23 protein-coding genes and 1 tRNA gene are annotated in these 23,637 nt (G+C 73.2%); 17 read left to right on the forward strand and 7 right to left on the reverse strand.

Translation table 11 applies throughout. The features are described from left to right. Positions 1 to 7 precede the first annotated feature (7 nt). Entirely contained in the window at positions 8 to 1,603 is a 1,596-nt protein-coding gene (locus IOD16_RS38445; protein ID WP_201438227.1) for a hypothetical protein, read from the reverse strand. Positions 1,604 to 1,729: 126 nt separating this feature from the next. Between IOD16_RS38445 and IOD16_RS38450 the strand changes: the two genes are divergently transcribed. From IOD16_RS38450 to IOD16_RS38460, 3 genes are all read left to right on the forward strand, one after another. Further along, a tRNA-Thr gene (locus IOD16_RS38450) sits at positions 1,730 to 1,803 on the forward strand. Positions 1,804 to 1,905: 102 nt separating this feature from the next. Continuing rightward, complete coding sequence (locus tag IOD16_RS38455; protein WP_201438228.1) at positions 1,906 to 2,799, forward strand: hypothetical protein; 894 nt, start codon at positions 1,906 to 1,908, stop codon at positions 2,797 to 2,799. A 153-nt stretch (positions 2,800 to 2,952) separates the two neighbouring features. Further along, on the forward strand, positions 2,953 to 3,132 hold the full coding sequence (locus IOD16_RS38460) for a hypothetical protein (protein ID WP_148088852.1): 180 nt from the start codon (positions 2,953 to 2,955) through the stop codon (positions 3,130 to 3,132). Here IOD16_RS38460 and IOD16_RS38465 read toward each other — a convergent pair. Both IOD16_RS38465 and IOD16_RS38470 read right to left on the reverse strand, forming a co-directional pair. Continuing rightward, on the reverse strand, positions 3,119 to 4,069 hold the full coding sequence (locus IOD16_RS38465) for a TIGR03617 family F420-dependent LLM class oxidoreductase (protein ID WP_236594622.1): 951 nt from the start codon (positions 4,067 to 4,069) through the stop codon (positions 3,119 to 3,121). The genes IOD16_RS38460 and IOD16_RS38465 overlap by 14 nt on opposite strands. Positions 4,070 to 4,080: 11 nt before the next feature. Then, positions 4,081 to 4,770, reverse strand: a complete 690-nt coding sequence (locus tag IOD16_RS38470; RefSeq protein ID WP_236594623.1) for a thermonuclease family protein — start codon at positions 4,768 to 4,770, stop codon at positions 4,081 to 4,083. 291 nt (positions 4,771 to 5,061) lie between these two features. Here IOD16_RS38470 and IOD16_RS38475 point away from each other — a divergent pair, with 291 nt between their 5' ends. Both IOD16_RS38475 and IOD16_RS38480 read left to right on the forward strand, forming a co-directional pair. Continuing rightward, entirely contained in the window at positions 5,062 to 5,577 is a 516-nt protein-coding gene (locus tag IOD16_RS38475) for a MarR family winged helix-turn-helix transcriptional regulator (RefSeq protein ID WP_123744508.1), read from the forward strand. Continuing rightward, a complete protein-coding gene (locus tag IOD16_RS38480; protein ID WP_201438230.1) occupies positions 5,577 to 7,253 on the forward strand; it encodes an MDR family MFS transporter in 1,677 nt (558 codons plus the stop codon). The genes IOD16_RS38475 and IOD16_RS38480 overlap by 1 nt, the downstream gene beginning before the upstream one ends. Before the next feature lie 105 nt (positions 7,254 to 7,358). On the opposite strand, the gene IOD16_RS38485 is transcribed toward IOD16_RS38480, so the two are convergent. Further along, on the reverse strand, positions 7,359 to 7,862 hold the full coding sequence (locus IOD16_RS38485) for an inorganic diphosphatase (RefSeq protein ID WP_201438231.1): 504 nt from the start codon (positions 7,860 to 7,862) through the stop codon (positions 7,359 to 7,361). 114 nt (positions 7,863 to 7,976) lie between these two features. On the opposite strand from IOD16_RS38485, the gene dacB reads away from it, so the two are divergent. The 4 genes from dacB to hpt all read left to right on the forward strand — a co-directional run bounded on the left by dacB (position 7,977) and on the right by hpt (position 12,318). Then, a complete protein-coding gene (gene dacB, locus IOD16_RS38490) occupies positions 7,977 to 9,599 on the forward strand; it encodes a D-alanyl-D-alanine carboxypeptidase/D-alanyl-D-alanine endopeptidase (protein WP_201438232.1) in 1,623 nt (540 codons plus the stop codon). A 228-nt stretch (positions 9,600 to 9,827) separates the two neighbouring features. Continuing rightward, positions 9,828 to 10,841: a zinc-dependent metalloprotease gene (locus IOD16_RS38495; RefSeq protein WP_201438233.1), complete on the forward strand. Its 1,014-nt coding sequence runs from the start codon at positions 9,828 to 9,830 to the stop codon at positions 10,839 to 10,841. Next, positions 10,838 to 11,749: a tRNA lysidine(34) synthetase TilS gene (tilS, locus tag IOD16_RS38500; RefSeq protein WP_201438234.1), complete on the forward strand. Its 912-nt coding sequence runs from the start codon at positions 10,838 to 10,840 to the stop codon at positions 11,747 to 11,749. The genes IOD16_RS38495 and tilS overlap by 4 nt, the downstream gene beginning before the upstream one ends. A 17-nt stretch (positions 11,750 to 11,766) precedes the next feature. Further along, positions 11,767 to 12,318 (forward strand): hypoxanthine phosphoribosyltransferase, encoded by a 552-nt coding sequence (hpt, locus tag IOD16_RS38505; RefSeq protein ID WP_123744502.1) that lies wholly within the window; start codon positions 11,767 to 11,769, stop codon positions 12,316 to 12,318. Between the two features lie 70 nt (positions 12,319 to 12,388). Here the strand turns inward: hpt and IOD16_RS38510 are convergent, their stop codons facing one another. Beyond that, positions 12,389 to 14,092, reverse strand: a complete 1,704-nt coding sequence (locus IOD16_RS38510; RefSeq protein WP_201438235.1) for a substrate-binding and VWA domain-containing protein — start codon at positions 14,090 to 14,092, stop codon at positions 12,389 to 12,391. Positions 14,093 to 14,513: 421 nt separating this feature from the next. On the opposite strand from IOD16_RS38510, the gene ftsH reads away from it, so the two are divergent. The 8 genes from ftsH to IOD16_RS38550 all read left to right on the forward strand — a co-directional run bounded on the left by ftsH (position 14,514) and on the right by IOD16_RS38550 (position 22,032). Further along, positions 14,514 to 16,763, forward strand: coding sequence for an ATP-dependent zinc metalloprotease FtsH (gene ftsH / locus IOD16_RS38515; protein ID WP_201438236.1), 2,250 nt, complete (start codon positions 14,514 to 14,516; stop codon positions 16,761 to 16,763). A 17-nt stretch (positions 16,764 to 16,780) separates the two neighbouring features. Next, positions 16,781 to 17,404 carry a GTP cyclohydrolase I FolE gene (gene folE, locus IOD16_RS38520; RefSeq protein WP_123748186.1) on the forward strand — a complete coding sequence of 208 codons (624 nt, stop codon included), beginning with the start codon at positions 16,781 to 16,783 and terminating at the stop codon, positions 17,402 to 17,404. After that, positions 17,401 to 18,222 carry a dihydropteroate synthase gene (gene folP / locus IOD16_RS38525; protein ID WP_236594624.1) on the forward strand — a complete coding sequence of 274 codons (822 nt, stop codon included), beginning with the start codon at positions 17,401 to 17,403 and terminating at the stop codon, positions 18,220 to 18,222. Before folE ends, folP begins: the two co-directional genes overlap by 4 nt. Positions 18,223 to 18,250: 28 nt before the next feature. Then, positions 18,251 to 18,613: a dihydroneopterin aldolase gene (gene folB / locus IOD16_RS38530; protein WP_201441753.1), complete on the forward strand. Its 363-nt coding sequence runs from the start codon at positions 18,251 to 18,253 to the stop codon at positions 18,611 to 18,613. After that, positions 18,606 to 19,088 carry a 2-amino-4-hydroxy-6-hydroxymethyldihydropteridine diphosphokinase gene (folK, locus tag IOD16_RS38535; RefSeq protein WP_201438237.1) on the forward strand — a complete coding sequence of 161 codons (483 nt, stop codon included), beginning with the start codon at positions 18,606 to 18,608 and terminating at the stop codon, positions 19,086 to 19,088. Before folB ends, folK begins: the two co-directional genes overlap by 8 nt. Positions 19,089 to 19,157: 69 nt before the next feature. Then, positions 19,158 to 19,814 (forward strand): maleylpyruvate isomerase family mycothiol-dependent enzyme, encoded by a 657-nt coding sequence (locus IOD16_RS38540; RefSeq protein ID WP_201438238.1) that lies wholly within the window; start codon positions 19,158 to 19,160, stop codon positions 19,812 to 19,814. 17 nt (positions 19,815 to 19,831) lie between these two features. Then, a complete protein-coding gene (locus tag IOD16_RS38545; protein ID WP_201438239.1) occupies positions 19,832 to 20,284 on the forward strand; it encodes a DUF3180 domain-containing protein in 453 nt (150 codons plus the stop codon). A gap of 50 nt (positions 20,285 to 20,334) precedes the next feature. Further along, on the forward strand, positions 20,335 to 22,032 hold the full coding sequence (locus tag IOD16_RS38550) for a DUF6779 domain-containing protein (protein ID WP_201438240.1): 1,698 nt from the start codon (positions 20,335 to 20,337) through the stop codon (positions 22,030 to 22,032). Between the two features lie 3 nt (positions 22,033 to 22,035). Here the strand turns inward: IOD16_RS38550 and IOD16_RS38555 are convergent, their stop codons facing one another. Together IOD16_RS38555 and IOD16_RS38560 are read right to left on the reverse strand one after the other, a co-directional pair. Continuing rightward, positions 22,036 to 23,100, reverse strand: coding sequence for an NADH-quinone oxidoreductase subunit D (locus IOD16_RS38555; protein ID WP_201438241.1), 1,065 nt, complete (start codon positions 23,098 to 23,100; stop codon positions 22,036 to 22,038). 44 nt (positions 23,101 to 23,144) lie between these two features. After that, a complete protein-coding gene (locus IOD16_RS38560) occupies positions 23,145 to 23,591 on the reverse strand; it encodes a DUF1203 domain-containing protein (protein ID WP_201438242.1) in 447 nt (148 codons plus the stop codon). Positions 23,592 to 23,637: the final 46 nt, after the last annotated feature.

The following is a 23,637-nucleotide window of genomic DNA, read 5'->3' on the forward strand; positions in this document are numbered from 1 at the left end:
TGAGGCGCTACGACGCCGGCGTGCCGCCGTCCGTCACCGGGCGGGCGCGGGTGCGGGGGCGGCGGGTCGGCAGGGCGGCCACCAGGACGACGCCGACCAGCAGCAGGGCGGTGCCCGTCCAGAAGATCGGGACCGTCCGGTACGCCGCGTTCGTGTAGGCGAGCGGCTCGCCCTTCTTCGGCGGCGCGGCCTGCCCGCCGCCACCCGGAGGCGCCTGCGCCGGAGCGCAGACCACGCCGCCGTTCGGGGCCGCCGCGCGCACGACCTGCTCACCCAGGGACACCTGTGCCAGCGCCGACGGCAGGTTCGGCAGACCGAGGGCGTCGGTCGGCAGCAGCTGGAGGTCGAGCAGGCGCGCGGTGGCCCCGAGCATGAAACCCGTGATGGCGGGACCGCCCTGCTGCAACGGGCCGTCGATCACCACGTCCTTCTGGTTGAGCTGGGCGATCTGCAACCGCAGCACACCGATGTCGAGCCTCGGCAGGCCCTCGGCCAGCGCGCCGACCAGCGGCAGCCGCTGCCCCGGCGTGACACCGATCGGGACGTCCAGCTTCGGGTGGGCCGCGTCGAGCGTGCCCAGCTCCCTGCCGCCCTGGCTGACCCGCAGCACGGGCGCGGTGTAGGTGATGCCCGAGGTGGCCCGGTCGCCGGTGGACAGCGCGACCAGCGTCGGCCGGCCGACCACGTCGACGCGGATCTCCGCCGGCGTGCCGGCCAGGAGGCGCACGCTCGCGGCCTGGAGCGTGGACGTCGACCGCACGGCCTTGTTCGGGCTGCCGGGCAGGTCGACCAGCTCCACGGTGGAGTGGGCGCTGAGCGTGTCGGGGAGGCTGAGCAGCGAGCCCTCCGCGCCGGTGTCGGGTGTGCCGGAGAGCAGGCCGCCGAGCCGGCTCAGCGGCGCGGCGAGCTGCTTGACGCCGTCGATCAGGGCCTGCCGGGCGGCGGCGTCGAGCTTCGGCGCGTCCCCGGTGAGCAGGCCGGTGAGGTCGGGCGTGCCGGGCAGGGTCGGGATGGCGTTGAGGACGCTCAGGGACGCGACGGAGGTCTTGGCGTCGGCGAGGGGCCGCACGCACGGGCCCAGCTCGTCGTGCCAGCGGGCGTGCACGCTGCCGTCGAGCAGGCCGACCTTGAGCAGCGCGTCCAGCGGGGTGGCGGGCGGCGTGAGGCCGCCGGTGACGGGCGCGGCGTTGTCCGGCGAGGCGGTCTGCACCAGCGTGCCCGGCGTCTGCGGCGCCCGACCGCCGATCGCGAAGCCGAGCGGTGACGCCTGCGCCACCGACCGCTCGTAGGACAGGAACGCCTCGGTGTTGGCCTGCGCGGAGGCGAGCCCGACGCCGATCTCGGCCGCCGACTGCGCGGGGAGCTGCTCGCCGAAGCCCGGCAGGATCGTGTTCGTCGGCGTCGAGCCGGGCGCGAGCCTGACCACGGCCAGTCCGGTGCCCGCGTCGCCGACCGCGTGCGTCCGGGGCGCCGGTCCGGCGGACACCGGCGGCTGGCCCGGGTCGCGCGGACCGGGCACCGGCGTCGTCACCGGCTGGGCGAGGGCGGGGGCGGCGCAGAGCGTGACCAGCACGACGGCGGCGGGCAGGGCCATCAGGCGCATCTGGTCGGACCTCCAGGACAGCGGCGGTCATCGTGCGGCGCCCGCGTGAGCGACGTCACTTGTTGCTCTAACGACCATCCCCCGGTTCGGTGACGGCGGGGAGGTCGGCTATAGTTGTCGCGTCTCGCCGCCTTAGCTCAGTCGGCCAGAGCGGCTCACTCGTAATGAGCAGGTCATCGGTTCGATTCCGATAGGCGGCTCGGTGGGATGCAGATCAGGCCCGGTCCGGTGTCATCGGACCGGGCCTGACTGCTTGCCCGGGGTGGTCCCGCACCCCGCCGTGGTACTGCGGAGGGTGGATCATGCGAGTCGATCCGTCGCGATTAGCCGAGCGGGACAGGGTCGTCCTCGCGGCGATCGTGGAGTTGCGGGCGGGTGGGACCGACGCGCTGTCCGGTGCCGAGATCGCCGAGCGCGCCGGGCTCGACCCGGCCGCCGCCAAGGCGTCCGCCGGGGCGCTCAGGAGTGCCGGCCTGCTGCGCATGAGGATCACGCGCGGGAGCGCCGGGCTCATCACGTGGCAGGTGTCGGACGTCGACTCGACCGCGGCCGACGAGTGGGCCCTGCCGGAGAAGCTGCCTGGCGTCACGGCGGCAGACCGAGCCGCACCTGATTCGTCGACGGCCGGTGCCGACAAGCCGTTCAAGAAGGTTTGGACGGCCTTCGGGAGTCTCCTCGCCGCCCTCGCCGTCATCGGCGGCGTCTTCGGCCTGCAGAAGGACGTCCGTGAGGAGTTCTTCGGCGAGGAAGCCGTGACCACCCCTTCGTCGGAAGGGGTGCGCGGCCCGCTGGTGACGCCCGGAACCGATGTCACGACTACCACCACCATGACCACGACCCACTCCACGACCTCGTCTCCGCCGCCCAGCCCGGTCGTCGAGGAACTGCTCGTCAGCCCGTTGGGCAGCGCCCGGACGACCGACAGATCCGTGCTGGTCGGCGTGTCGAACGTGTACCACGCGCCGAACTTCGTCAGCGTGCAGATCGGCTTCGGCGACGTCGGGTGCCAGGACACCCTGCGGGCGGGGGAATCCACGGTGCTCGCGCTCGGGTCCGCTGCCTCACCCGGTGCGTGGGTGAAGGTGACGCTGTTGGAGATGCCGCCGGAGCACGCGAACGGCGGCCTGGTGAGGTTCGAGGTGGTCCGATCCGCCGGCCCGGTCCCCGAGGTGCGCAGGTGCTACCGGGGCAGTTGAGCGGCTGCGGTCCTCGGGCGCGGCCACCCGGGTGGCGCCCGCAGGACGGTTACCGCCCGGACGCGTTCTCGTCCGTGGCGTTGCTCCATCGGGGTGACCTTTTCACCATTGGCGTCAGGGGTGGGTCACCGTGTCGTTGCCACCGTGGAGGTGATGGCGATGGTCACGATGGTCGTGCTGACGGTGCTGGCCCTGCCGCTGGCCGTGCTCGCGGCGCGCGTCGGGCGCCGGCGCTGGGTCCGGAGGCGGACCGCGGCGCGGGTCCGGGCCGAGCTGTTCCGGCACTGGGTGATGCTGGACGAGCCGAGCGGACGGCACCTCATCCGGTCCTGACGACCGGCGCCGCGATCCGGGTGATCACGTCGCCGTAGCGGCGGGTCAGCTCGGCCTTCGCCGCCGCGGGCGTGCCCACGACGGCGAAGGCGGCCAGTACCTCGTCGGTGACCGCGGCGGCCATGTCGTCCCACCGCCGCCGCCGGGACAGCTGGTGCAGCTCCTCGTGCAGGTCGCCCCAGCCGTGCAGGTCCAACACCTTGCGGTAGGCGGGCGTCGAGCCGTAGAACGCGATCTGCCGCCGCACCTCCGCCACCCCTTCCTCGTCGCACGCCACCAGCGACGGCCCGCTGATCCCCAGGCCCGCGAGCGGCTTCCCGGCCTTCGCCCGGCCGCGCGCCAGCGCGGGCAGCGTCACCTCCCGCAAGTACCGCTCGGTGGTGAACGAGTGGCACAGGAACCCGTCCGCCACCTCGCCCGCGACCTCGGTCATCAGCTCGCCGACGCCCGCCAGCCACACCTTCGGCGGACCGTGCGGGTTGGGGCCCGGGTCGAAGAACGGCGTCATCAGCGTGTGCGTGTAGAACTCGCCGCGGAACTTCAGCCGCTCCCCGGTGGCCCAGGTGTGCCAGACGGCCCGCAGCGCCAGCACGAACTCGCGCATCCGCGCGGCGGGCCGTGACCACGGCATGCCGAACCTCTTGGTGACGTGCGGTTCCACCTGCGAGCCGAGGCCGAGGTGGAACCGGCCGCCCGACAGCAGTTGCAGGTCGTTGGCCTGCACCGCGGTGCTCATCGGGTTGCGCGCGAACGCCACCGCGATGGCCGTGCCGAGCTCGACGCCGTCGACCAGCCCGGCCACGCGGCCCAGCGCCAGGAACGGGTCGTGCCTGGTCTCGGCCACCCAGAAGCCGTCGCAGCCCTGCTCCCGGGCCGACCGGGCCGCGTCCACCACGGTCAGCGGGTCGTAGTCGATCTCCAGCCGGTCCACCTTCACGGCGCTCGAACCTACTCGCAGGCCACGCCGTCCTTGTCGCGGTCCAGGGCTGCCCGGTAGCCGGGCTGGCCGGCGTAGAGCGGCGCGGCGCCCGCGGCGCGGACGGCGTCGCAGTTCGCGTAGTACGCGCTCGCCGGCTGTTCCGGCCGGGGCGCGGGTGGCGGCGGCTCGTACGTCGGCGCCGGTGCGGGCGGCGGGGGTGGCGGAGGCGGCGGCGCGACGGTGTCCGCGCCGGCGCAGGGCGCGCCCCACAGGCCGAGACCGGCGGCCTTCGCCGCGTCCTGGGCCGAGAGGAGGGCGGCGGAGGCGCCCTGCCCGGCACGGGCCATGCCGCTGCTCACCGCGTGCACGGCCAGGTCGACGCCGTCGGGCAGCAGCACGGTCGCCCCGACGACCCGCAGGTCCTTGCCCGCCAACGCGGTTCTCAGGAAGTCCACCGCGGCCGCGGACCAGCACTCGCCGGGCTGCGCGAGCCCGGTCAGCAGCACGCGCCCGCCGCCGGACAGGGTGATCGTGCGCCCGTCGACCACTTCCGCGACCTTCACGGGAGGAGGCGTGGTCGTCGTGGTCGTCGTCCGCGACGACGTGGTGGTCGTAGTGGTGGTGGGGGTGGTCGTGGTCTCCGCCGCGGTAAGCGCACGCGGGGTGACCTCTCCGCCTCCCAGGTTCGCGATGCCGATGATGAACAAGAGCAGCAACACGACACCGACGGTGATGAGGAAGCGGCGCTCGCGGGGGAGCGCGCGCCAGGAAGCTAACGGGCCCGAATCCGCCGGGCCTGCGGGTCTACCTGCCATGCACGCCTCATCGTCAACTCGACGACCGGGTGTTACCCACGTCACTTGGCATGCTCGGTCGGTCACGCAGAGTCAACTGCTAAATCCGGCGACCGTGAGGCCGGCGTCACCGGTAATCGGTTTGCCATGTCACCCGGATGAGCGCATGCTTGTACCCAGCAACTAGTTGGTTGATGCAAGCAAACGGAGTGTGTGATGGCGACCCCGGTAGGTGACGAAGTGCGGGCCGAGGAGCTCGCCATGGCCGACCGGATGGGCATGGCGTTGGTACGGATGAACAAGATGCACGCCTGCGTCGCCTCGCACATGAGCAAGGCGGGCCTGGACAAGGCGTCCTTCGTCCTGCTGGCCAACCTCAACCAGATGGGCCCGTCGCGGTCCAGCGCACTGGCCGAGGCGGTGTTCTCCGACCCGTCCACGGTCAGCCGCCAGGTGGCGACGCTGGTCAAGGACGGCCTGGTGGAACGCCGGGCCGACCCGGAGGACGGCCGGGCGAGCGTGCTGGCGGTGACCGAAGCGGGCGCGCAGCTGCTCGCCGAACGCCGCACGCAGCGCAACGTCGCGCTGGCCCGCCTGTTCGCGGACTGGTCCCCACAGCAGTGGACCCAGTTCATCGAGTACTTCGAGCGCTTCGTGGGGGACTACGAGAAGGCGCTACCGGATTTCATCGCTGAGAGCGGACTGGGGCCGCGCTCAGAAGGGGAGAAGTGATGTCGGAAACGACAACCCGAGCGGACGCGCCGCCACCCGGCGCCGCCCTGCTCACCCACCGGCAGATCCTGACGATCCTGTCGGGTCTGCTGCTCGGGCTCTTCCTGGCCGCGCTCGACCAGATGATCGTGGCCACGGCCATGAAGACCATCGCGGACGAGCTGCACGGCCAGACGCTCCAGGCGTGGGCGACCACCGCCTACCTGATCACCGCGACGGTCTCCACGCCGCTGTACGGCAAGCTGTCCGACATCTACGGCCGCAAGCCGATGTACCTGACCGCGATCTCGCTGTTCCTCGCGGGCTCGCTGCTGTCCGGCATCGCCAACTCGATGTACGAGCTGGCCGCGTTCCGCGCGGTGCAGGGCCTCGGCGCCGGCGGTCTGATGTCGCTGGCCATGGCGATCCTGGCGGACATCACCTCGCCGCGTGAGCGCAGCCGCTACACCGGCTACTTCATGGCGGTCTTCGGCATCTCCAGCGTGGCGGGCCCCGTGGTCGGCGGCCTGTTCGCGGGCATGGAGACGTTCCTCGGCACGGCCGGCTGGCGCTGGGTGTTCCTGATCAACGTGCCGATCGCGCTGGTCGCGCTCGTCGTGGTGGCCAAGGTGCTCAACATCCCGCACCAGCGGGTGAACCACCGGATCGACTTCGTCGGCGCGGGCCTGCTGACCACCGGCCTGGTGCCGTTGCTGATCGTGGCCGAGCAGGGCCGCGGCTGGGGTTGGGCGTCGGGCACCTCGATCGCCATGTACGTCATCGGCGTGCTCGGCCTGGTCGGGTTCGTGCTCGTGGAGAGGCGGATGGGCGACGAGGCGCTGCTCCCGCTGCGGCTGTTCAAGCGGCAGACGTTCGCGCTGGGCAACGTCATCAACTTCCTGCTCGGCGTCGGGATGTTCGGCGGCATGGTCTCGCTGCCGCTGTACCTGCAGATCGTGAAGGGCTACTCGGCCACCGAGTCCGGCCTGATGATGCTGCCGCTGACGTTCGGCATCATGATGGCGGCGGGCACGAGCGGCAACATCACCGCGAAGACCGGCCGCTACAAGGTGTTCCCGGTGATCGGGTTCGGCCTGATGACGGTCGCGCTGTTCGCCTTCAGCACGGTCGGCACGGACACGCCGATCTACCAGCCGCTGGCGCTGATGTTCTTCCTGGGCGCCGGTCTCGGCCTGTGCATGCAGACCCTGCTGGTGGCCATCCAGAACGACGCCGAGCCGCGCGACATGGGCGTGGCGACCTCGTCGGCCACGTTCTTCCGCCAGATCGGCGGCACGGTCGGCACCGCGGTGTTCCTGTCGATCCTGTTCAGCACGGTCGGCGACAAGATCGGCAACGCGCTGCGCGCGGCGGCCGGCACGCCCGACTTCCAGGCGGCGCTGGCCCGGCCGGAGAACCGCGAGTTCGCGGCCGGCCTGCAGGGCGGCGGTTCGGGCTTCGACCTGGACAACACCGAGTTCCTGACCAAGCTCGACCCGGTGCTGGCCAGGCCGTTCCTGGACGGCTTCTCCTCGTCGATCGACCTGGTGTTCCTGGTCGGCGGCGTGGTGACGGCGATCGGCTTCGCGGTCATCTGGTTCCTGCGCGAGGTCCCGCTGTCCAACCGGTCCGGCCTGGAGCGGGTGCAGGACCAGAACGCGGAGGGCGAGAAGCCCGCGCCCATCGCGATGCACTGACCCGTCGATCGCGGCGCGCCGACGGCTCGGCGCACCGGCCGGCGGAAGCCGGACAGCGGAAGAGGCCCGCTCCCCGGAAGGGGGGCGGGCCTCTCGCGGGTCAGCTCAGTGGTCCTCGCCGCGCGCCACGGCGTCCTTCAGCCGCTGGTACGAGCGGACGATCTCGGCCTCGGCCTCGGTGCGACCGACCCACGTCGCGCCCTCGACGCTCTTGCCCGGCTCCAGGTCCTTGTAGACCTCGAAGAAGTGCTGGATCTCCAGCCGGTAGAACTCGTTCAGGTGGTGGATGTCGCGCAGGTGCTCGGAGCGCGGGTCCTCCGCCGGGACGCAGAGCAGCTTGTCGTCGCCGCCCTTCTCGTCGGTCATCCGGAACATGCCGATCGCGCGCGACTTGATCAGGCAACCCGGGAACGTCGGCTCCTGGACGATCACGAGCGCGTCGAGCGGGTCGCCGTCCTCGCCGAGCGTGTTGTCCACGAACCCGTAGTCCGCCGGGTACTGAGTGGCCGTGAACAGGGTCCGGTCCAGCCGGATGCGCCCCGTCTTGTGGTCCATCTCGTACTTGTTGCGGACCCCCTTGGGGATCTCGATGGTGACGTCGAACTCCACTGCGCGGTCCTCGCTCGTCTTCGCCGTTCGTTACGCCACTAGTGTGGACTACGTCGTCTCGTCAACCCCTGGCAGAGGGTGTGACGTTGCCCGTACTCGACCGCGGAGGACTGCGTGCCCGACGAGCCATCGTGGCCGACTTTCGACGGTGACGAGGTCGACCGCGAGCCGCCGACGGTGCAGGTCAGGCGGCCTGACCCGCCCACCATGCGGATACCGGCGCCGGTGCCGGCCACACCCCTGAGGGTGCCGCCGAAGCCCGCCGCGCCGACCCCGCCCGCGCCGCCGACCGAGATCAAGTCGGAACCTGAACCGGTCCCTGAACCGATCACGGAACGTGAAGAGCCGTCGCCTCCGACGCGGCGGCGCAAGCGCCCGTTCGTGGTCGCCGCGGTCGTGCTGGTGGTGATCGCCCTCGCCGGCACGGCGGTGGTCGGCACGCAGCGCGGGTGGTTCGACGCCACGCCCGTGCCGACGACCGCCGCGCCGCTGCCGCCCGCGCCCGTGTCGTTGTCGGTGAAGGGCGTCGGCGCGGACGGCAAGCAGGCCACGGCGGCGGGCGTGCGGGCGGTGCTCGCCGGCCCGGCCGCGAACGGGCTGCTGGCGCCGCTGGCGGGCCTCGTGGTGGACCCGGCGACCGGCGCGGCGCTGTGGAACCAGGGCGAGACGACGCCGCAGACACCCGCGTCCACGATCAAGGTCCTGACCGCGGCGGCGGCGCTGCTGGCCCTCGACCACTCGGCCCAGTTCTCGACGAAGGTCGTGCGCGGCGCGCAGCCGGGCGTGGTCGTGCTGGTGGGCGGCGGCGACCCGACGCTGTCGTCCCGGCCCGCCGGCGAGACGACGGTGTACCCCGGCGCGCCCACGGTCGACGACCTGGCCGCGCAGGTCCGCGCGTCCGGCGGCCCGGTGACGCAGGTGCAGTACGACGTGTCGCGGTACGTGGGGCCGGGCACCGCGCCCGGCTGGGACCCCAGCGACGTGCCGAACGGGTACGTGGCGCCGATCGAGCCGGTGATGCTGGACGGCGGGCGCGGCGACCCGTCCAAGTACGACACGCCGCGCACGGCCACGCCCGCGGCGGCGGCGGCCCTGGCGTTGGCGCAGCGGCTGGGCGTGCCGTCGTCGGCCACGCCGGTCGTGGCGTCGCCGGGCGCGGAGGTGCTCGGCGAGGTGAAGTCCGCGACGGTCGAGCAGCTGGTCGAGAACCTGATGCAGATCTCGGACAACGTGCTGGCCGAGACGATGGCGCGCGAGGTGGCCAAGGCGCGCGGGCTGGAGCCCTCGTTCGCGGGGGCGGCGCAGGCGGTGCGGCAGGTGCTCACCGAGCACGGGTTCGACCTGTCGACGTCGACGGTCGTGGACGGCAGCGGGCTGTCGCCGAACGACAAGGTGCCCGCGAAGCTGCTGGCGGACGTGCTCGTGGCGGCGGCGAAACCGGACGCGGCCGACCCGAAGACTGCCGAGCTGCGGCCGCTGCTGACGGCCCTGCCGGTGGCGGGCGGCAGCGGCACGCTGGCGACCCGCTACGAGCAGTGGGGCGCGGGCGGCCGGGGCTGGGTGCGGGCCAAGACGGGCACGTTGACCTCGGTGAACACGCTCGCGGGCGTGGTGGTGGACGTGGACGGCCGGCTGCTGGTGTTCACGTTCATGTCGTCGAGCCCCGAGCAGAACAACTCCCTGGTGCGCGGCGCGCTGGACGAGATGGCCGCCGCGCTCCGGACCTGCGGCTGCTGACCCCGCCCCGAACGCTCGACTCACCTGTTCCGAACGCTCAACTCGCCTGTTCTGAACGTAGGACTCGCCTGTTCCGAACGTAGGACACGCGCGGCGTGAACGTAGGACTCTCGCGCGTGTCCTACGTTCGGAACGCGCGTGTCCTGCGTTCGGAACAGGCGAAGTGAGCGTTCAGGACGTGGACGCGGGAGTGTTGTGCGGGCGGTCCGCGCAGGTAGCGTCAGGAGGGTGAACCCGGCGACGCAGGACCGCAGTGCCCCGGTCGATTGGGCCCTGGCCGTCACCACGGCGACCAAGCTCGTCCGCCCCGGCCCGATCGTGCCCAGAGCCGAGGCCGACATCGCCGTGCACCGCCTGCGGGAACTCGCCGTCGACGCCGAGGTGCACGTCCGCGAGCTCACCGGCCTCGGTCACGGCACGCCGCTCGAGCAGGGCGAGGTGGTCGACCGGCCCGCCTGGGTGCGGGCCGCCGTGCAGGGTCTCGCCGCCCTCACCGACGGCGCCCTGCCCAAGCAGTCCGGCGCGTTCGGCGGCGTCCTCGCGGGCACGGCGGGCGTGCAGGCGGGCGTCGTCATCGCCTTCCTCAGCGGCCGGGTGCTCGGCCAGTACGACCCGTTCTCCGAGGGCGGCAGGCTGCTGCTGGTCGCGCCGAACATCGTCGGCGCGCAACGCGCCCTCGACGTCTCCGGCGAGGACTTCAGCATGTGGGTCTGCCTGCACGAGGGCACCCACCGCCTCCAGTTCACCGCCGTGCCGTGGCTCGCCGGGCACTTCGCGGGCCTGGTCGCCACCCTGCTCGGCAGCATGGACGAGAGCTCCGCGCCGCGCCTGCGCGACCTGCCGAAGCGGCTGCGCGAGTCGGGCGGCCTGGTGGAGCTGCTGCAGAGCCCCGGTCAGCGCGAGGTGCTCGACCGGCTCATCGCCCTGTCGACGCTGCTGGAGGGCCACGCCGACCACGTGATGGACGCCGTCGGCCCGGACGTCGTGCCGTCGGTCCGCACGATCCGCGAGCGCTTCACCGCCCGCCGCCAGGGCGGTGGCGTGCTGGACCGGGTGCTGCGCACGCTCCTCGGCGTCGAGGCGAAGGTCCGCCAGTACGCGGAGGGCGCGGCGTTCACCGGGCACGTGGTCGACGCGGTCGGCATGGAGCGCTTCAACACCGTCTGGACCAGCGCCGAGACCCTGCCCACGCGCGCGGAGATCGCCGACCCGGCCGGATGGCTGCGTCGCGTCCAACCGTGAACGGACCGCTCGCCGAGGTGCGCACGGCCGTCAAGCGCTTCCTCGCCGACCACCGGCCCGACCGGGTGACGGTCGCCGTCAGCGGCGGTGCGGACTCGCTCGCCCTGGCCGCCGTCACGGCCAAGCTGACCGAGGCGGCCGCGGTCGTCGTGGACCACGGTCTGCAAGCCGACTCGGCGCGGGTCGCCGAACGGGCCGCGCGCACGTGCCGCGAGTTGGGCCTGACCGCCGAGGTGCGCCGGGTGGAGGTCACCGGATCGGGTGGACCTGAGGCCGCCGCCCGCAAGGCCAGGTACGCGGCGCTGAGACCGGAGCGAGGCCTGGTCCTGCTCGGCCACACCAGGGACGACCAGGCCGAGACCGTCCTGCTCGGCCTGGGCCGCGGTTCCGGGCCGCGCAGCATCGCGGGCATGCGCGCGCACGACCCGCCGTGGGGTCGTCCGCTGCTGCGGGTGCCCCGCGCCGTGACGGAGGCCGCATGTGACGAACTCGGCCTCACGCCCTGGCAAGACCCGCACAACGAGGACCCGCGCTACACCAGGGTCCGCTTGCGCCGTGAGGTCCTGCCGCTGCTGGAGGACGTGCTCCAGGGCGGTGTGGCCGACGCGCTCGCCCGCACCGCCGCCCACCTGCGCGAGGACAACGACGCGCTGGACGAGCTGGCCGAGGCGTTCGACGGCGACCGCCGCTCGGTGGCCGAGGTGGGCCGCCTGCCGACCGCGCTGCGCCGCCGCGTCCTGCGCCGCTGGCTGCTGGCGGAGAACGTGCCCGAGTTGTCCGACTCGCACCTGCGCCGGGTGGACGCGCTGGTGAGCGAGTGGCGCGGGCAGGGTGGCGTGTGGCTGCCCGGTGGCTTTGTGGCGCGGCGTGCTCATGGCAGGCTGCGAGTGGAACCAGTGCAGTCATGACAAAAGGGGAACCGTCCGTGTACGACGGCGACATCAGCTCCGTGCTCATCAGCGAGCAGGAGATCAGCGACAAGGTCACCGAGCTGGCCAACAAGGTCGCGGCTGACTACCCGGCCGACGGCGGGAACGACCTGGTGCTGATCACCGTGCTCAAGGGCGCGGTGATGTTCATGACCGACCTGGCCAGGGCGTTGCCGGTGCCGGTGCAGCTGGAGTTCATGGCGGTGAGCTCCTACGGCTCGTCGACCTCGTCCTCCGGCGTGGTGCGCATCCTCAAGGACCTCGACCGCGACATCGCGGACCGCGACGTGATCATCGTCGAGGACATCATCGACTCGGGCCTCACGCTGTCGTGGCTGCTCAAGAACCTGGCGTCGCGCAAGCCGCGGTCGCTGGAGGTCTGCACGCTGCTGCGCAAGCCGGACGCGGTGAAGGTCGAGGTGCCGGTGAAGTACGTCGGCTTCGAGATCCCGAACGAGTTCGTGGTGGGCTACGGCCTGGACTACGCCGAGCGCTACCGCGACCTGCCCTACATCGGCGCGCTGGACCCCAAGGTCTACTCGGGCTGAACGCGGTGGCCGGGGCGGCCCCGTGGAGGGGCCGCCCCCGTTCCCGTGCTCGTTCGGCGGTCGGGCCGGCTCAGCAGTTGGGCCGGCAGCGCCTCTGCGAGATGCCGTCCAGCAGCACGCCGCGGATGTCCTCGGGCTCCATCGCCTGGTAGGCCTTGCCGCCGGTGGCCTCGGCGATCTGCCGCAACGCGTCCATGTCGGCGTCCGCGCCCAGCCCCACCATGATCATCGGCACCGGCCGCGACGGGTCGGCCTCCTGCCTCAGCGTGGCCAGCAGGCCGGGCAGGTCGATGCTGGAGATGTCGTCGTTGCTGCCGTCGGTGATCAGCGTGACCGAGTTGATCTTCGACGGGTCGTAGGTCCGCTGCACGTGCCGGAACGCGGCCAGCGCCGTCTCGTTCAGCGCCGTGCCGCCGCCGACCAGGGCGGGCAGGTTGCCCGCGCCCTTCTGCAGCTGCACCCGCCGCGGCGCGCCGCCGATCGGCTCGCCGAGCGGACCGACCGGCACCAGCTCGATCCAGTCGTTCGGCGGCTTCTTGTTCGTCGAGAACGCCCACAGGCCGATCTCCGAGGTGTCGGGCAGCATGCCCAGCGCGGTCAGCGCCGCCTCGCGGGCCGCCTCGACCCGGGTCTGGCCGTTGCTCATCTTCTCGGCCATGGAGCCGGACACGTCCAGCACCGCGAGCAGCCGGGTGTCCAGGCTGACCGCGCCCCACGTGCGCAGCAGCTCGGAGACCTGGTCGGGGTCCGGCGTCTTGAGCACGGCCACGTCGTCGCCGCGCACGCCCTGCTCCTCGTTCGTCCAGCCGCCGGGCGCCTTGCCGTCCGGCGTGCGGAAACCGGCCTCGGCGAACCGCTGGGCGGTCCGGCCGGTGCGCAACGCCTGCTCGAAGCCGGTCGCGGCCTGCGCGGTGCCCGCCTGCTCGCTCGACCGGCTCACCCGCACCAGGGGGTAGTCGAACGAGACCGTGCCCTCCTTGGGGTAGGAGGCGACGACCCGGCGCGACCCGGCCGTGCGGTTGGCGGCCAGCACGGACTGCTCCGACGCGGTGAACACGGGCGCGTTGTCCGCGCCCTGCACGACCTTGCCGAACGCGTCGCGCACGGACGGCAGCGCGTTGCGGCCCACCCGCAGCAGCGCGCCGATCAGCTCCGGCTTCGGCGTGCCGTCCGGGTTGCCCAGCTGGGCCCGGATGACCGCGAGCGTGGCCAGGCCCTCGGTGGAGGTGGTCGGGTCGCTCAGCGTCACCGGCACCCTCGGGTCGACGACCTTCGCCCAGCTCACGGGCGTGATCGGCCAGCCGAGCGCGGTCATGGCGCCCTCCGAGCCCGCGATCACCAGCGGGGAGCCCGCCAGCGGGTCGTGGATCTCCAGCCGCGGCGCGTCCTCGCCGCCCTCGTCACCGGCCTGCCGCTGGGTCTCCGCCGCCCACATGGACGAGTCCGGCACCCACAGCGCGGGCGGGTTGATCTGCGCGGTCGGCAGGTCGTTGGCCACGTCGGCCGCGCCGCGCGCCTCGACCTGCACCTGCACGCACTTGCCGTCCACGATCGGCTGGGTCGCCTGGTAGTCGTCGGCCGCGCCGCGCACCACTTCCTCGATCGCCGGGGTCACCGCGATCTTGAGCGGCAGGGTGCCCTTGCACTCGGGTCCGCTGGTGGCTCGCAGGGCCACCACGGTGACGCCGGCGGCGGCGATGACGCCGAGCAGCGCGCCCAGCGGCAGGATGACGCGGCGCAGGCGGCCGGGACGGTCCGGGTTGCGAGCTGACATGACTTCGTACCTTCGGTCGGTGTTCACCCTTTCGGGTGTGTGAGGAACACTCGGTTGGTTGCCGAGGATGACACGGCTCACTCACCTGACAAACTCTCGTGTTCTACGTCACCCGAGTGGCCCTCAAGTTGTCGCTACCTGCTAGTAGGGGATAACCCCTCGTGAGTGGTTACGGGCTCGGACCCCCGTCGGTTCACCCCCGATCAGCCGACCGGGGGAACCTCGTTGACCTGCGATCGGTGTCCGCGGTCACCACGGGAACACGGGGGGCTCCTCGCCCGTTGGTCCGGCAAGACGCGACAGGGCCCGCACGCGGAGCGCTTCGCCCGAGCCACGGGCGGTAGTCTGGTCGGACGGGTGTGCCCGTCTGCGCCCGTCGACAAGTCAGGGAGGGTCGAGGCCGCCCGTCGGCCGTAAGTGCATGGACCGCAAGCGCCTGCTTCGCAACCCGCTGCTGTGGATCGTGGCGGTGTTGTTGCTCTTTTACGCCTTCAACGTGCTCTTCGACGACAACCGGGGCTATGCCCCGATCAAGACGTCCCAGGCACTGCAACAGATCCGGGACGGCCAGGTCAAGGAAGCCACGATCGAGGACAAGGAGCAGCTCCTCAAGCTCACCCTCAACGACGGGGTGACCGTCGAGGGCAGCAACCGCGTGCGCGCCCAGTTCCCGGCGAGCTCGACGGACGAGGTCTTCACCATCCTCGATCAAGCGGGCAACAAGCCCGTCGTGGAGACCAAGGTCACGCAGGACTCGTTCCTGATGCAGATGCTGCTGTACATGATCCCGCTGGGTCTGCTGCTGCTCCTGCTGATGTGGATGATGAACAACTCCCAGGGCGGCGGGAACCGCGTCCTGAACTTCGGCAAGTCGAAGGCCAAGCAGCTCTCGAAGGACATGCCCAAGACGACGTTCGGCGACGTCGCGGGCGCCGAGGAGGCCGTCGAGGAGCTCTACGAGATCAAGGACTTCCTGCAGAACCCGGGCCGCTACCAGGCCCTGGGCGCGAAGATCCCCAAGGGCGTGCTGCTGTACGGCCCGCCCGGCACCGGCAAGACGCTCCTCGCGCGCGCCGTGGCCGGCGAGGCGGGCGTGCCGTTCTACTCGATCTCCGGCTCGGACTTCGTCGAGATGTTCGTCGGCGTGGGCGCCTCGCGCGTGCGCGACCTGTTCGAGCAGGCCAAGCAGAACGCGCCGTGCATCATCTTCGTCGACGAGATCGACGCGGTCGGCCGCCACCGCGGCGCGGGCCTCGGCGGCGGGCACGACGAGCGCGAGCAGACGCTCAACCAGCTGCTGGTGGAGATGGACGGCTTCGACTCGCGCGGCGGGATCATCCTGATCGCGGCGACGAACCGGCCCGACATCCTCGACCCGGCGCTGCTGCGCCCCGGCCGGTTCGACCGGCAGATCCCGGTGTCCGCGCCGGACCTGAAGGGTCGCAAGCAGATCCTGCGCGTGCACGCCAAGGGCAAGCCGTTGGCCCCGGAGACGGACCTCGACGGCCTGGCCAAGCGCACCGTGGGCTTCTCCGGCGCCGACCTGGCCAACGTGATCAACGAGGCCGCCCTGCTCACCGCGCGCAAGAACGGCACGGTGATCAGCGGGGTCGAGCTGGAAGAGTCGGTGGACCGCGTGATCGGCGGTCCGGCCCGCAAGAGCCGGATCATCTCCGAGAAGGAGAAGAAGATCACCGCCTACCACGAGGCCGGGCACGCCCTGGCCGCGTGGGCGATGCCGGACATCGACCCGGTCTACAAGGTCACGATCCTCGCCCGCGGCCGGACGGGTGGTCACACCCTCTCCGTGCCCGAGGAGGACAAGGACCTGATGACCAGGTCCGAGATGATCGCCCGGCTGGTGTTCGCGCTGGGCGGCCGCTCCGCCGAGGAGCTGGTCTTCCACGAGCCGACCACGGGCGCGTCCAACGACATCGAGCAGGCGACCAAGATCGCCCGCGCGATGGTCACCGAGTACGGCATGTCCGCCCGGCTCGGCGCGGTCAAGTACGGCCAGGAGCAGGGCGAGCCGTTCCTCGGCCGCACGGCGGGCCGGCAGGCCGACTACTCGCTCGAGGTCGCGCACGAGATCGACGAGGAAGTCCGCGAGCTGATCGAGGCCGCGCACACCGAGGCCTACGAGGTGCTCAACACCTACCGCGACGTGCTCGACGCGCTGACGCTGGAGCTGATCGAGAAGGAGACGCTGCACCAGAAGGACCTGGAGCGGATCTTCGCCGAGGTCGAGAAGCGCCCGCGGATCACGAAGTTCAACGACTTCGGCCACCGCACCCCGTCGGACAAGCCGCCGGTCAAGACGCCGGCGGAACTGGCCAAGGAGCGCGGCGAGCCGTGGCCGCCGGCGATCGAGGACACCCTGGACGCCGAACCACCGGCCCTGGACCCGACGCCCACGCCGCCGAACGGCCAGAACGGCGTGCTCCCTCCGGGCCCGCACCCGCAGGCCTACCCGCAGCAGCAACCGCAGCAGTCGCAGCCCTACCCGCCGCAGCACCCGTCGTCCGGTCCGCCGAACTACGGCGCCCCGCCCGGGTGGACCCCCGCGACGGCGCCCGGCGGCGCTCCGCAGCCACCGCAGTGGCGGCCGGAGCCGACGGACGCGGAAGCGGGGAAGCGGTCCTTCGACACGGACCCGGACAACCGCACGTGACCGAGCACGGCACCGCGATCGACCAGACCGGCCTCTCCGCGAACGGGGGGGCCGGTCTCGCGCGCCGGCCCTTCGACCAGAAGCGCGCCGAGACCGCGGTGCGCGAGCTGCTGCTCGCGTGCGGTGAGGACCCGGAGCGCGAGGGGCTGCGTGACACGCCCGGCCGGGTGGCGCGGGCGTACCGGGAGCTGTTCGCCGGGCTGCACACCGACCCGGACAGCGTGCTGGCCAAGACGTTCGACGAGAGCCACGAGGAGCTGGTGCTGGTCACCGACATCCCGATGTTCTCGTTCTGCGAGCACCACCTGCTGCCGTTCCACGGCGTCGCGCACGTCGGGTACATCCCGAACGAGCACGGCCGGGTCACCGGGCTGTCGAAGCTGGCCCGGCTGGTCGACCTGTACGCCAAGCGGCCCCAGGTGCAGGAGCGGCTGACGTCGCAGGTGGCGGACGCGCTGATGCGCCGGCTCGACCCGCGCGGCGTGATCGTGGTGGTCGAGGCCGAGCACCTGTGCATGGCCATGCGCGGCGTGCGCAAGCCGGGCTCGCGGACCACGACGTCGGCGGTGCGCGGGCTGCTGCGCGACTCGGCGTCGTCGCGGGCCGAGGCGATCGACCTGATCAAGGGGCGGTTGCGGTGAGCGTGCCCAGGCCGGGGCACTGCGTGGTGGTGGGCGTCCTCAACGTCACCCCGGACTCGTTCTCCGACGGCGGCCGGTACCTCGACGTGGACGACGCGGTGGCGCACGGCGTGGCCCTGTTCCGCCGCGGCGCGGACCTGGTCGACGTGGGCGGCGAGTCGACGCGCCCCGGCGCGGACCGGGTGTCGCCGGAGGTCGAGGCAGCGCGGGTCGCGCCGGTGATCCGGGCGCTGGTCGCGGAGGGCGTGCCGGTCAGCGTGGACACCACGCGGGCCGAGGTGGCGCGGGCGGCGCTGGAAGCGGGCGCGTCGATCGTCAACGACGTGTCCGGCGGGCTGGCCGACCCGGCGATGGCGCCCCTGGTGGCGTCGGCGGGCGTGCCGTACGTGCTGATGCACTGGCGCGGGCACAGCCGGGGGATGGACCGGCTGGCCGTGTACGACGACGTGGTGCGCGACGTGCGCGACGAGCTGTGCCGCCAGGTGGACGCCGCCCTGGCCGCCGGTGTGGCCCAGGACGACATCATCCTCGACCCCGGGCTGGGGTTCGCGAAGGACGCCACGCACAACTGGCAGCTGCTGCACGGGCTCGGCTCGCTGCTGGAGCTGGGTTTCCCGGTGCTGGTGGGCGCGTCGCGCAAGCGGTTCCTCGGCTCGCTGCTCGGCGACCGGGCGCCGGACGGCCGGGAGGACGCGACCGCGGCGGTGTCGGCGCTGGCGGCGTTCCTCGGCGCGTGGGGCGTGCGGGTGCACGACGTCGACCGGTCGTTGGACGCGGTGGCCGTGGCGCGGGCGTGGAAGGACGGACATGCCCCCTGACCTGGGAGGCTCGCCGGAGGTGGCCGGGATCTCGGATCGGATCTCGCTGCGCGGCCTGCGGGTGCGCGGGTTCCACGGCGTGTTCGAGCACGAGAAGCGCGACGGCCAGGACTTCCTGGTCGACGTCACCGCGTGGCTGGACCTGTCGCGCGCGGCGGCCACCGACGACCTGCGGGAGACGCTGCACTACGGCGAGCTGGCCGAGCGGACCGCGGCGATCGTGGCCGGCGGGCCGTACGACCTGATCGAGACGGTGGCGGGCAAGGTCGCCGACGAGGTGATGACCGACCTGCGGGTGCGGGCGGTCGAGGTGACCGTGCACAAGCCGTCGGCCCCGATCCCGCTGGCGTTCGCGGACGTCTCGGTGACCATCCGGCGCACGCGTGACTAGGGCGGTGCTGTCGCTCGGCTCGAACCTGGGCGACCGGCTGGGCCACCTGCGGCTCGCGGTGGCCGGGTTCGCCGACGTGCTGGTGGCCGCGTCGCCGGTGTACGAGACGGCGCCGTGGGGCGTCACGGACCAGGGCGACTTCCTCAACGCGGTGCTGATCGTGTCCGGCGACGTGGACGAATGGGGCTGGCTGCGCCGCGGCCAGGCGCTGGAGCAGGCGGCCGGGCGGGTCCGGGAGCTGCGCTGGGGTCCCCGCACGCTCGACGTGGACGTCGTGGTGGTGGACGGCGTGCGGTCGTCGGACCCGGAGCTGCTGCTGCCGCACCCCGGCGCGCACGACCGCGCGTCCGTGCTGGCGCCGTGGCTGGACGTGGAGCCGGACGCGGTCGTGCCGGGGCACGGCCCGGTGCGCGAGCTGCTCGCGGGCCTCGACCTCGCCGGCGTCACCCGGCGGGACGATCTCCGCCTGACGTGATCCCCGCCTGAGGTGAGCGGCGCTGCGAGGCCCGTGCGGCGGGGTTAGCGTGGGCGCGGAGGTGGCGCGATGAGCAACGCGGTCACTTACGACGCCGCACGGCGGCGGATCATCAGCCTGGTCACCGGCGGCGATCCCGACGCGCCGGTCGGGGCGTGTCCCGGGTGGACGGTCCGGGACGTGGTCGCGCACCTGGCGGGTGGCCTCGGCGACTTCACCGAGCGGCGCTTCGAGGGCGTCGACGACGGCTCGTGGGGCGAGCGGCAGGTGCACGCCCGGCGCGGTCGGCCCCTCGGCGAGCTGCTGGTCGAGTGGGAGCGGAACTTCCAGGTCGCCGAAGGGCTGTTCGACTCGCCGGCGGGCGCGCTGCTGATCGCCGAGATCATCTCGCACGAGCACGACATCCGGGCCGCGCTGGGGCAGCCAGGCGAGCGGGACACCGCGGCCGTGCGGGCGGCGCTGACCCGGCCGTTGCAGGACCTGGACAAGCGGCTGCGGGCCAAGCACCTGCCCGCGCTGCGGGTCACCCTGGAGCACGGCGACCGCGTCATCGGCGAGGGCGAGCCGGCGGGCGCGTTGCGGACGTCGTCGTTCGAGCTGCTGCGCGTGCTCGGCGGGCGGCGTGACGACGACCAGGTGCGCGCGCTGGACTGGGACACCGACCCCGGCCCGTGGCTGCCCGAGCTGTCGCTGTTCGGCAGGCGCGGCACCGCGCTGGTCGAGTAGTCGGGGACGATGGTGGGGTGAGGTTCACCAAACCCCGTGACCTGCTCGCCGCCGGACTCGTCGCGGGCCTGCTCGCGCACCTGCTGACCAGGCTCGCCTACGACACGCTGCCGCCGCTGCCGACGTTCGCCGGTTTCACCCTGCTGGTGATCGCGGCGGTGAACCTCTGGCTGGCGGTCTCGCTGCGCGCCCGCATCCTGCGCAAGCCGGGCGCGCGGCCCGTCGAGCCGCTGGCCGCGGCTCGGGCGGTCGCGTTCGCCAAGGCGTCGTCGATGCTCGGCGCGATCATGCTGGGCGCGTGGGCGGGCGTGCTGGTCTACGTGCTGCCGGCGCGCGGCGAGTTCGAGGCGGCGGGTCACGACGTGCTCAGCGCGAGCGTCGGCGCGGTCTGCGCGGGCCTGCTCATCGCCGCCGCGTTGTGGCTGGAACGGAGCTGCAGGACACCCGACGACCCGCACCTCGATCAATAGATACGGACGCCGAGGTCTCAATCGGGTAACTGACCGGTACGGTAGACGCCATGACCGGGCGAGGCGCGTCGGACGATGACGAGCAGCAAGATCACGGTCGTGGCCCAGGGCGCCTACTGCTGGTAGCGGCGTTGACGCTCGCCCTCGGCGCCGCGGCGGTGCTGGTGCTGAGCGACAACGCCCGCTGGCTGCGGCTGGCGGTCGTCGCCGCGCTGTGGGCGGCGCTGGTCGGCGCGTTCCTCGCGGCCCGCTACCGCAAGCAGGTCTCCGACCGCGAGGACGAGGTGGCCGACCTCCAGTCGGTCTACGAGCTCGAGCTGGAGCGCGAGATCGCCGCACGGCGCGAGTACGAGCTCGAGGTCGAGGCCGAGACCCGCAAGCGGGTGCAGGAGGAGGCCAAGGACGACCTGGACGCGCTGCGCGGCGAGCTGCGCGCCCTGCGGGAGAACCTGGAGGCCCTGCTCGGCGGCGAGGTGCTGGTCGAGCGGGTGGCGCTGCGGGCCGAGTCGACCCGGATGCGCTCCCTGTCCGACCAGTCGCGGTTGATGGCGGTGGGCGACCAGCGGATCATCAACGCCGGCCCCGCCGTGCCGGTGACGAAGAAGGCCGCGGAGACGCCGCAGGTTGAGCGGGTCGAGCGGACCGAGCTGATCGAGCGGGTCTCCGTCGACACCTCGCGCAAGGACCAGGTTCGGCGTCCCGAACCGACCCGCCCCGAGCCCGCGCGGCGCGAGCAGGCCCAGCCGGTGCGCCGCGAGCCCGCCCGCGCGACGGCCCAGCCCCGGTCGACGCCGCCGGTGGTGGTGCGGCGGGAGGCGCCCAAGCAGGAGCCGACGGAGCGGGTCGGCCGGGACGCGGCGGCGCGGCCGACCCCGCCGACGGCCCCGGCCGGGCGGCCCGCCGAGCCGTCGAAGACCGAGCACACCGTGCAGCGGCGCAGCCGGGTGGCCGACCGGACCGAGATGATCAGCCGGGAGGCGTTGGCCGAGGAACCCGCGCGCCGGCCGGAGGGCGCGGGCGCCGCCGTGCGGCGGACGGGCGAGCAGCGGGCCGTGCCGAGGGCCGAGTCGGCCGGCGAGCAGCGCGCCGCGGCCGCGGAGCCGCGCCGGCCGTCGACCACGCGGGCGGAGCTGACCGGCGAGCACCGCCCGGTCGAGCCGACCCGTCGACCGACCGCCCGGCCGGACCTGACCGGCGAGCACCGGCCCGTGGGCCGTCCCGAGCAGACCGGTGAGCAGCGGTCCGCCGGTCGCCCCGACCCGGGTGGCGAGGCCGGTCGGCGGACCGGCACGACCGGTGAGCAGCGGCCGGCGGGCCGCCCCGACCCGGCGCGCCGACCCGCGACGCGGGCCGAGCTGACCGGTGAGCACGTCCCGGTGCCGGACCCCGCGCGCCGGGCGCAGGTCGAGGAGGACGCGCGCCGGTCGCGCCGCGCGGCCGAGCAGGCCGGGGGGCGCCGACCGGTGGCCGAGCCGGAGTCGATCGGCGGTCGTTCGGCCGATTCCGCGTCGGCCTCCGTCACGCCGGAAGGCCGTCGCCGGGCGACCGAGCCCGAGGCCGGTGGTCGTCGTCGCGCCGACGAGCGCTGGGAGTCGTGGGAGGACACCCCGAAGCCGGCCGGCAGGCGCAGCGCGCCGGAGCCCGTCGAGCCCGCCGGGGCGCACGCGGACGGCAAGTCGGTCAGCGAGCTGCTGGCCGCGTTCGGCGGCGGCGACTCGCCGCGCCGCCGTCGCCGCCGCGAGGACTAGGGCCTACTTGTCGATGTCGCCGACGACCACGGCGAACGACCCGAGCACCGCGGGCAGGTCGGCCACCTTCGTGCCGGGCAGCAGCGCGGACAGGGCCTGCACGTTGTTGAACGACGGCGTGCGCAGCTTCAACCGCCACGGCGTCTTCTCGCCCCGGGACGCGAGGTGCACGCCGGAGGTGCCCAGCGGCGCCTCGACCCACGTGTAGACGGAGCCCTCGGGCGCCTTGACCGCCTTGGGCAGCCGCAGGTTCACCGGGCCCGCCGGCAGCCGGTCCAGGCACTGGCCGGCGAGCGCGACGGACTGGCGGACCTCGTCCACGAGGCAGCGGACGCGGGCCAGCGCGTCGCCCTCGGCGCGGACCACGGGCCGCACGTCCAGGTCCCGGTAGCCGGGCAGCGGGTCGTCGCGGCGCAGGTCGAAGTCCACTCCGGACGCCCGGCCGACCGGGCCGGTGACGCCGAACGCGAGGGCGGCGTCCCGGTGCAGGACCCCGAGGCCCGCCAGCCCTTCCGGCGCCTCGCCCGGGTCCACGGTGGACAGCACTTCGCGCACCCGGCCGGTCCAGCCGGCGGGCACGTCCTCGCGCAGGCCGCCGATCCGGTTGGCCATGAAGTGGATCCGGCCGCCGGTCGCCTCCTCCAGCACGGCCTGCACGGCGTCGCGGTCGCGCGTGCCGGTGAGCGGCGCGAGGAACACCAGGTGCGCCATGATCCGGTTCAGCTCGCACAGCAGGACCCGCAGCGCCTGGGCGCGCGGCGGGACGTCCATGCCGGTCATGCGCTCCACGGCCAGCGCGACGGCCAGCTCGTTGCAGAAGGCGGCGAGCCAGTCGTGCCGGTTGGCGAGGGTGAGGACCTGCCGGTAGTCGCGGACCTCGAACAGCTTCTCCGCGCCCCGGTGCAGGTGGCCGACGAGGGGGGTGGCGGCGGTGATGACCTCGTCGTCGCGGACGGTCAGCCGCAGCCGGTACGCGCCGTGCGCCGACGGGTGCAGGGGGCCGAGGTCGACCACCCGGTCCACGCCGAGGTGGCGTGCACCGGCGCCCACGCCAACGGTGATCTCCACCCGGTCATCGTCGCACGGCCGGACCGCCGTCCCGGTGCCGCGGGCTAGTCGCGGGTGATCGCGAACAGGAAGCACCCGTGCGACGCGCTGCGGACCTGGATGGCGGCGACGTCCGGGTCGTCGAGCAGCGCGGTGACGCGGTCGGCGAGGCGCTCCGGGTCGGCGACCTCACCGCCGTGGATGCGGCCTCCGGCGGTGTAGGCGCGCAGGGTCCGGGGCGCGTGGCGCAGCGCTTCGGGGAACGCCGCCGTGGTCGCCGGCCCGGCGCACGGCTCGGCGTGCGCGAACACCGGCCCCGACTCCTCGTACGGTCCCGCGCCCGAGGTGGGGGTGTGGCGGAAGAGGACCAGCGGCTCACCCGGCCCGGCCTTGCGCAGGCAGCAGCGCAGCGGCGCGCCGGGCGACTCGGCGTGCCACTCGTGGTGCTCGTCCGCGCCGGCGAGCCCGCGGGCGCGGTCCAGCACGTCGTCCGGCAGGGCGTGGATTCTCATGCGCTCGACCCTCGCCCACCCCGCCCGCCGCCGCCGGCGGTCTTCG

It is taken from the genome of Saccharothrix sp. 6-C (assembly GCF_016695385.1).
GTDB lineage: Bacteria > Actinomycetota > Actinomycetes > Mycobacteriales > Pseudonocardiaceae > Actinosynnema > Actinosynnema texasense.

Excerpts from the sequence above, each read along its gene's own strand:
- IOD16_RS38550 (WP_201438240.1), top strand. The coding sequence starts at position 20,335 with ATGACCGGGCGAGGCGCGTCGGACGATGACGAGCAGCAAGATCACGGT.
- IOD16_RS38455 (WP_201438228.1), top strand. The coding sequence starts at position 1,906 with ATGCGAGTCGATCCGTCGCGATTAGCCGAGCGGGACAGGGTCGTCCTC.
- IOD16_RS38480 (WP_201438230.1), top strand. The coding sequence starts at position 5,577 with ATGTCGGAAACGACAACCCGAGCGGACGCGCCGCCACCCGGCGCCGCC.
- IOD16_RS38510 (WP_201438235.1), bottom strand. The coding sequence starts at position 14,092 with ATGTCAGCTCGCAACCCGGACCGTCCCGGCCGCCTGCGCCGCGTCATC.
- IOD16_RS38460 (WP_148088852.1), top strand. The coding sequence starts at position 2,953 with ATGGCGATGGTCACGATGGTCGTGCTGACGGTGCTGGCCCTGCCGCTG.
- IOD16_RS38540 (WP_201438238.1), top strand. The coding sequence starts at position 19,158 with ATGAGCAACGCGGTCACTTACGACGCCGCACGGCGGCGGATCATCAGC.
- IOD16_RS38445 (WP_201438227.1), bottom strand. The coding sequence starts at position 1,603 with ATGCGCCTGATGGCCCTGCCCGCCGCCGTCGTGCTGGTCACGCTCTGC.
- IOD16_RS38560 (WP_201438242.1), bottom strand. The coding sequence starts at position 23,591 with ATGAGAATCCACGCCCTGCCGGACGACGTGCTGGACCGCGCCCGCGGG.
- ftsH (WP_201438236.1), top strand. The coding sequence starts at position 14,514 with ATGGACCGCAAGCGCCTGCTTCGCAACCCGCTGCTGTGGATCGTGGCG.
- IOD16_RS38475 (WP_123744508.1), top strand. The coding sequence starts at position 5,062 with ATGGCGACCCCGGTAGGTGACGAAGTGCGGGCCGAGGAGCTCGCCATG.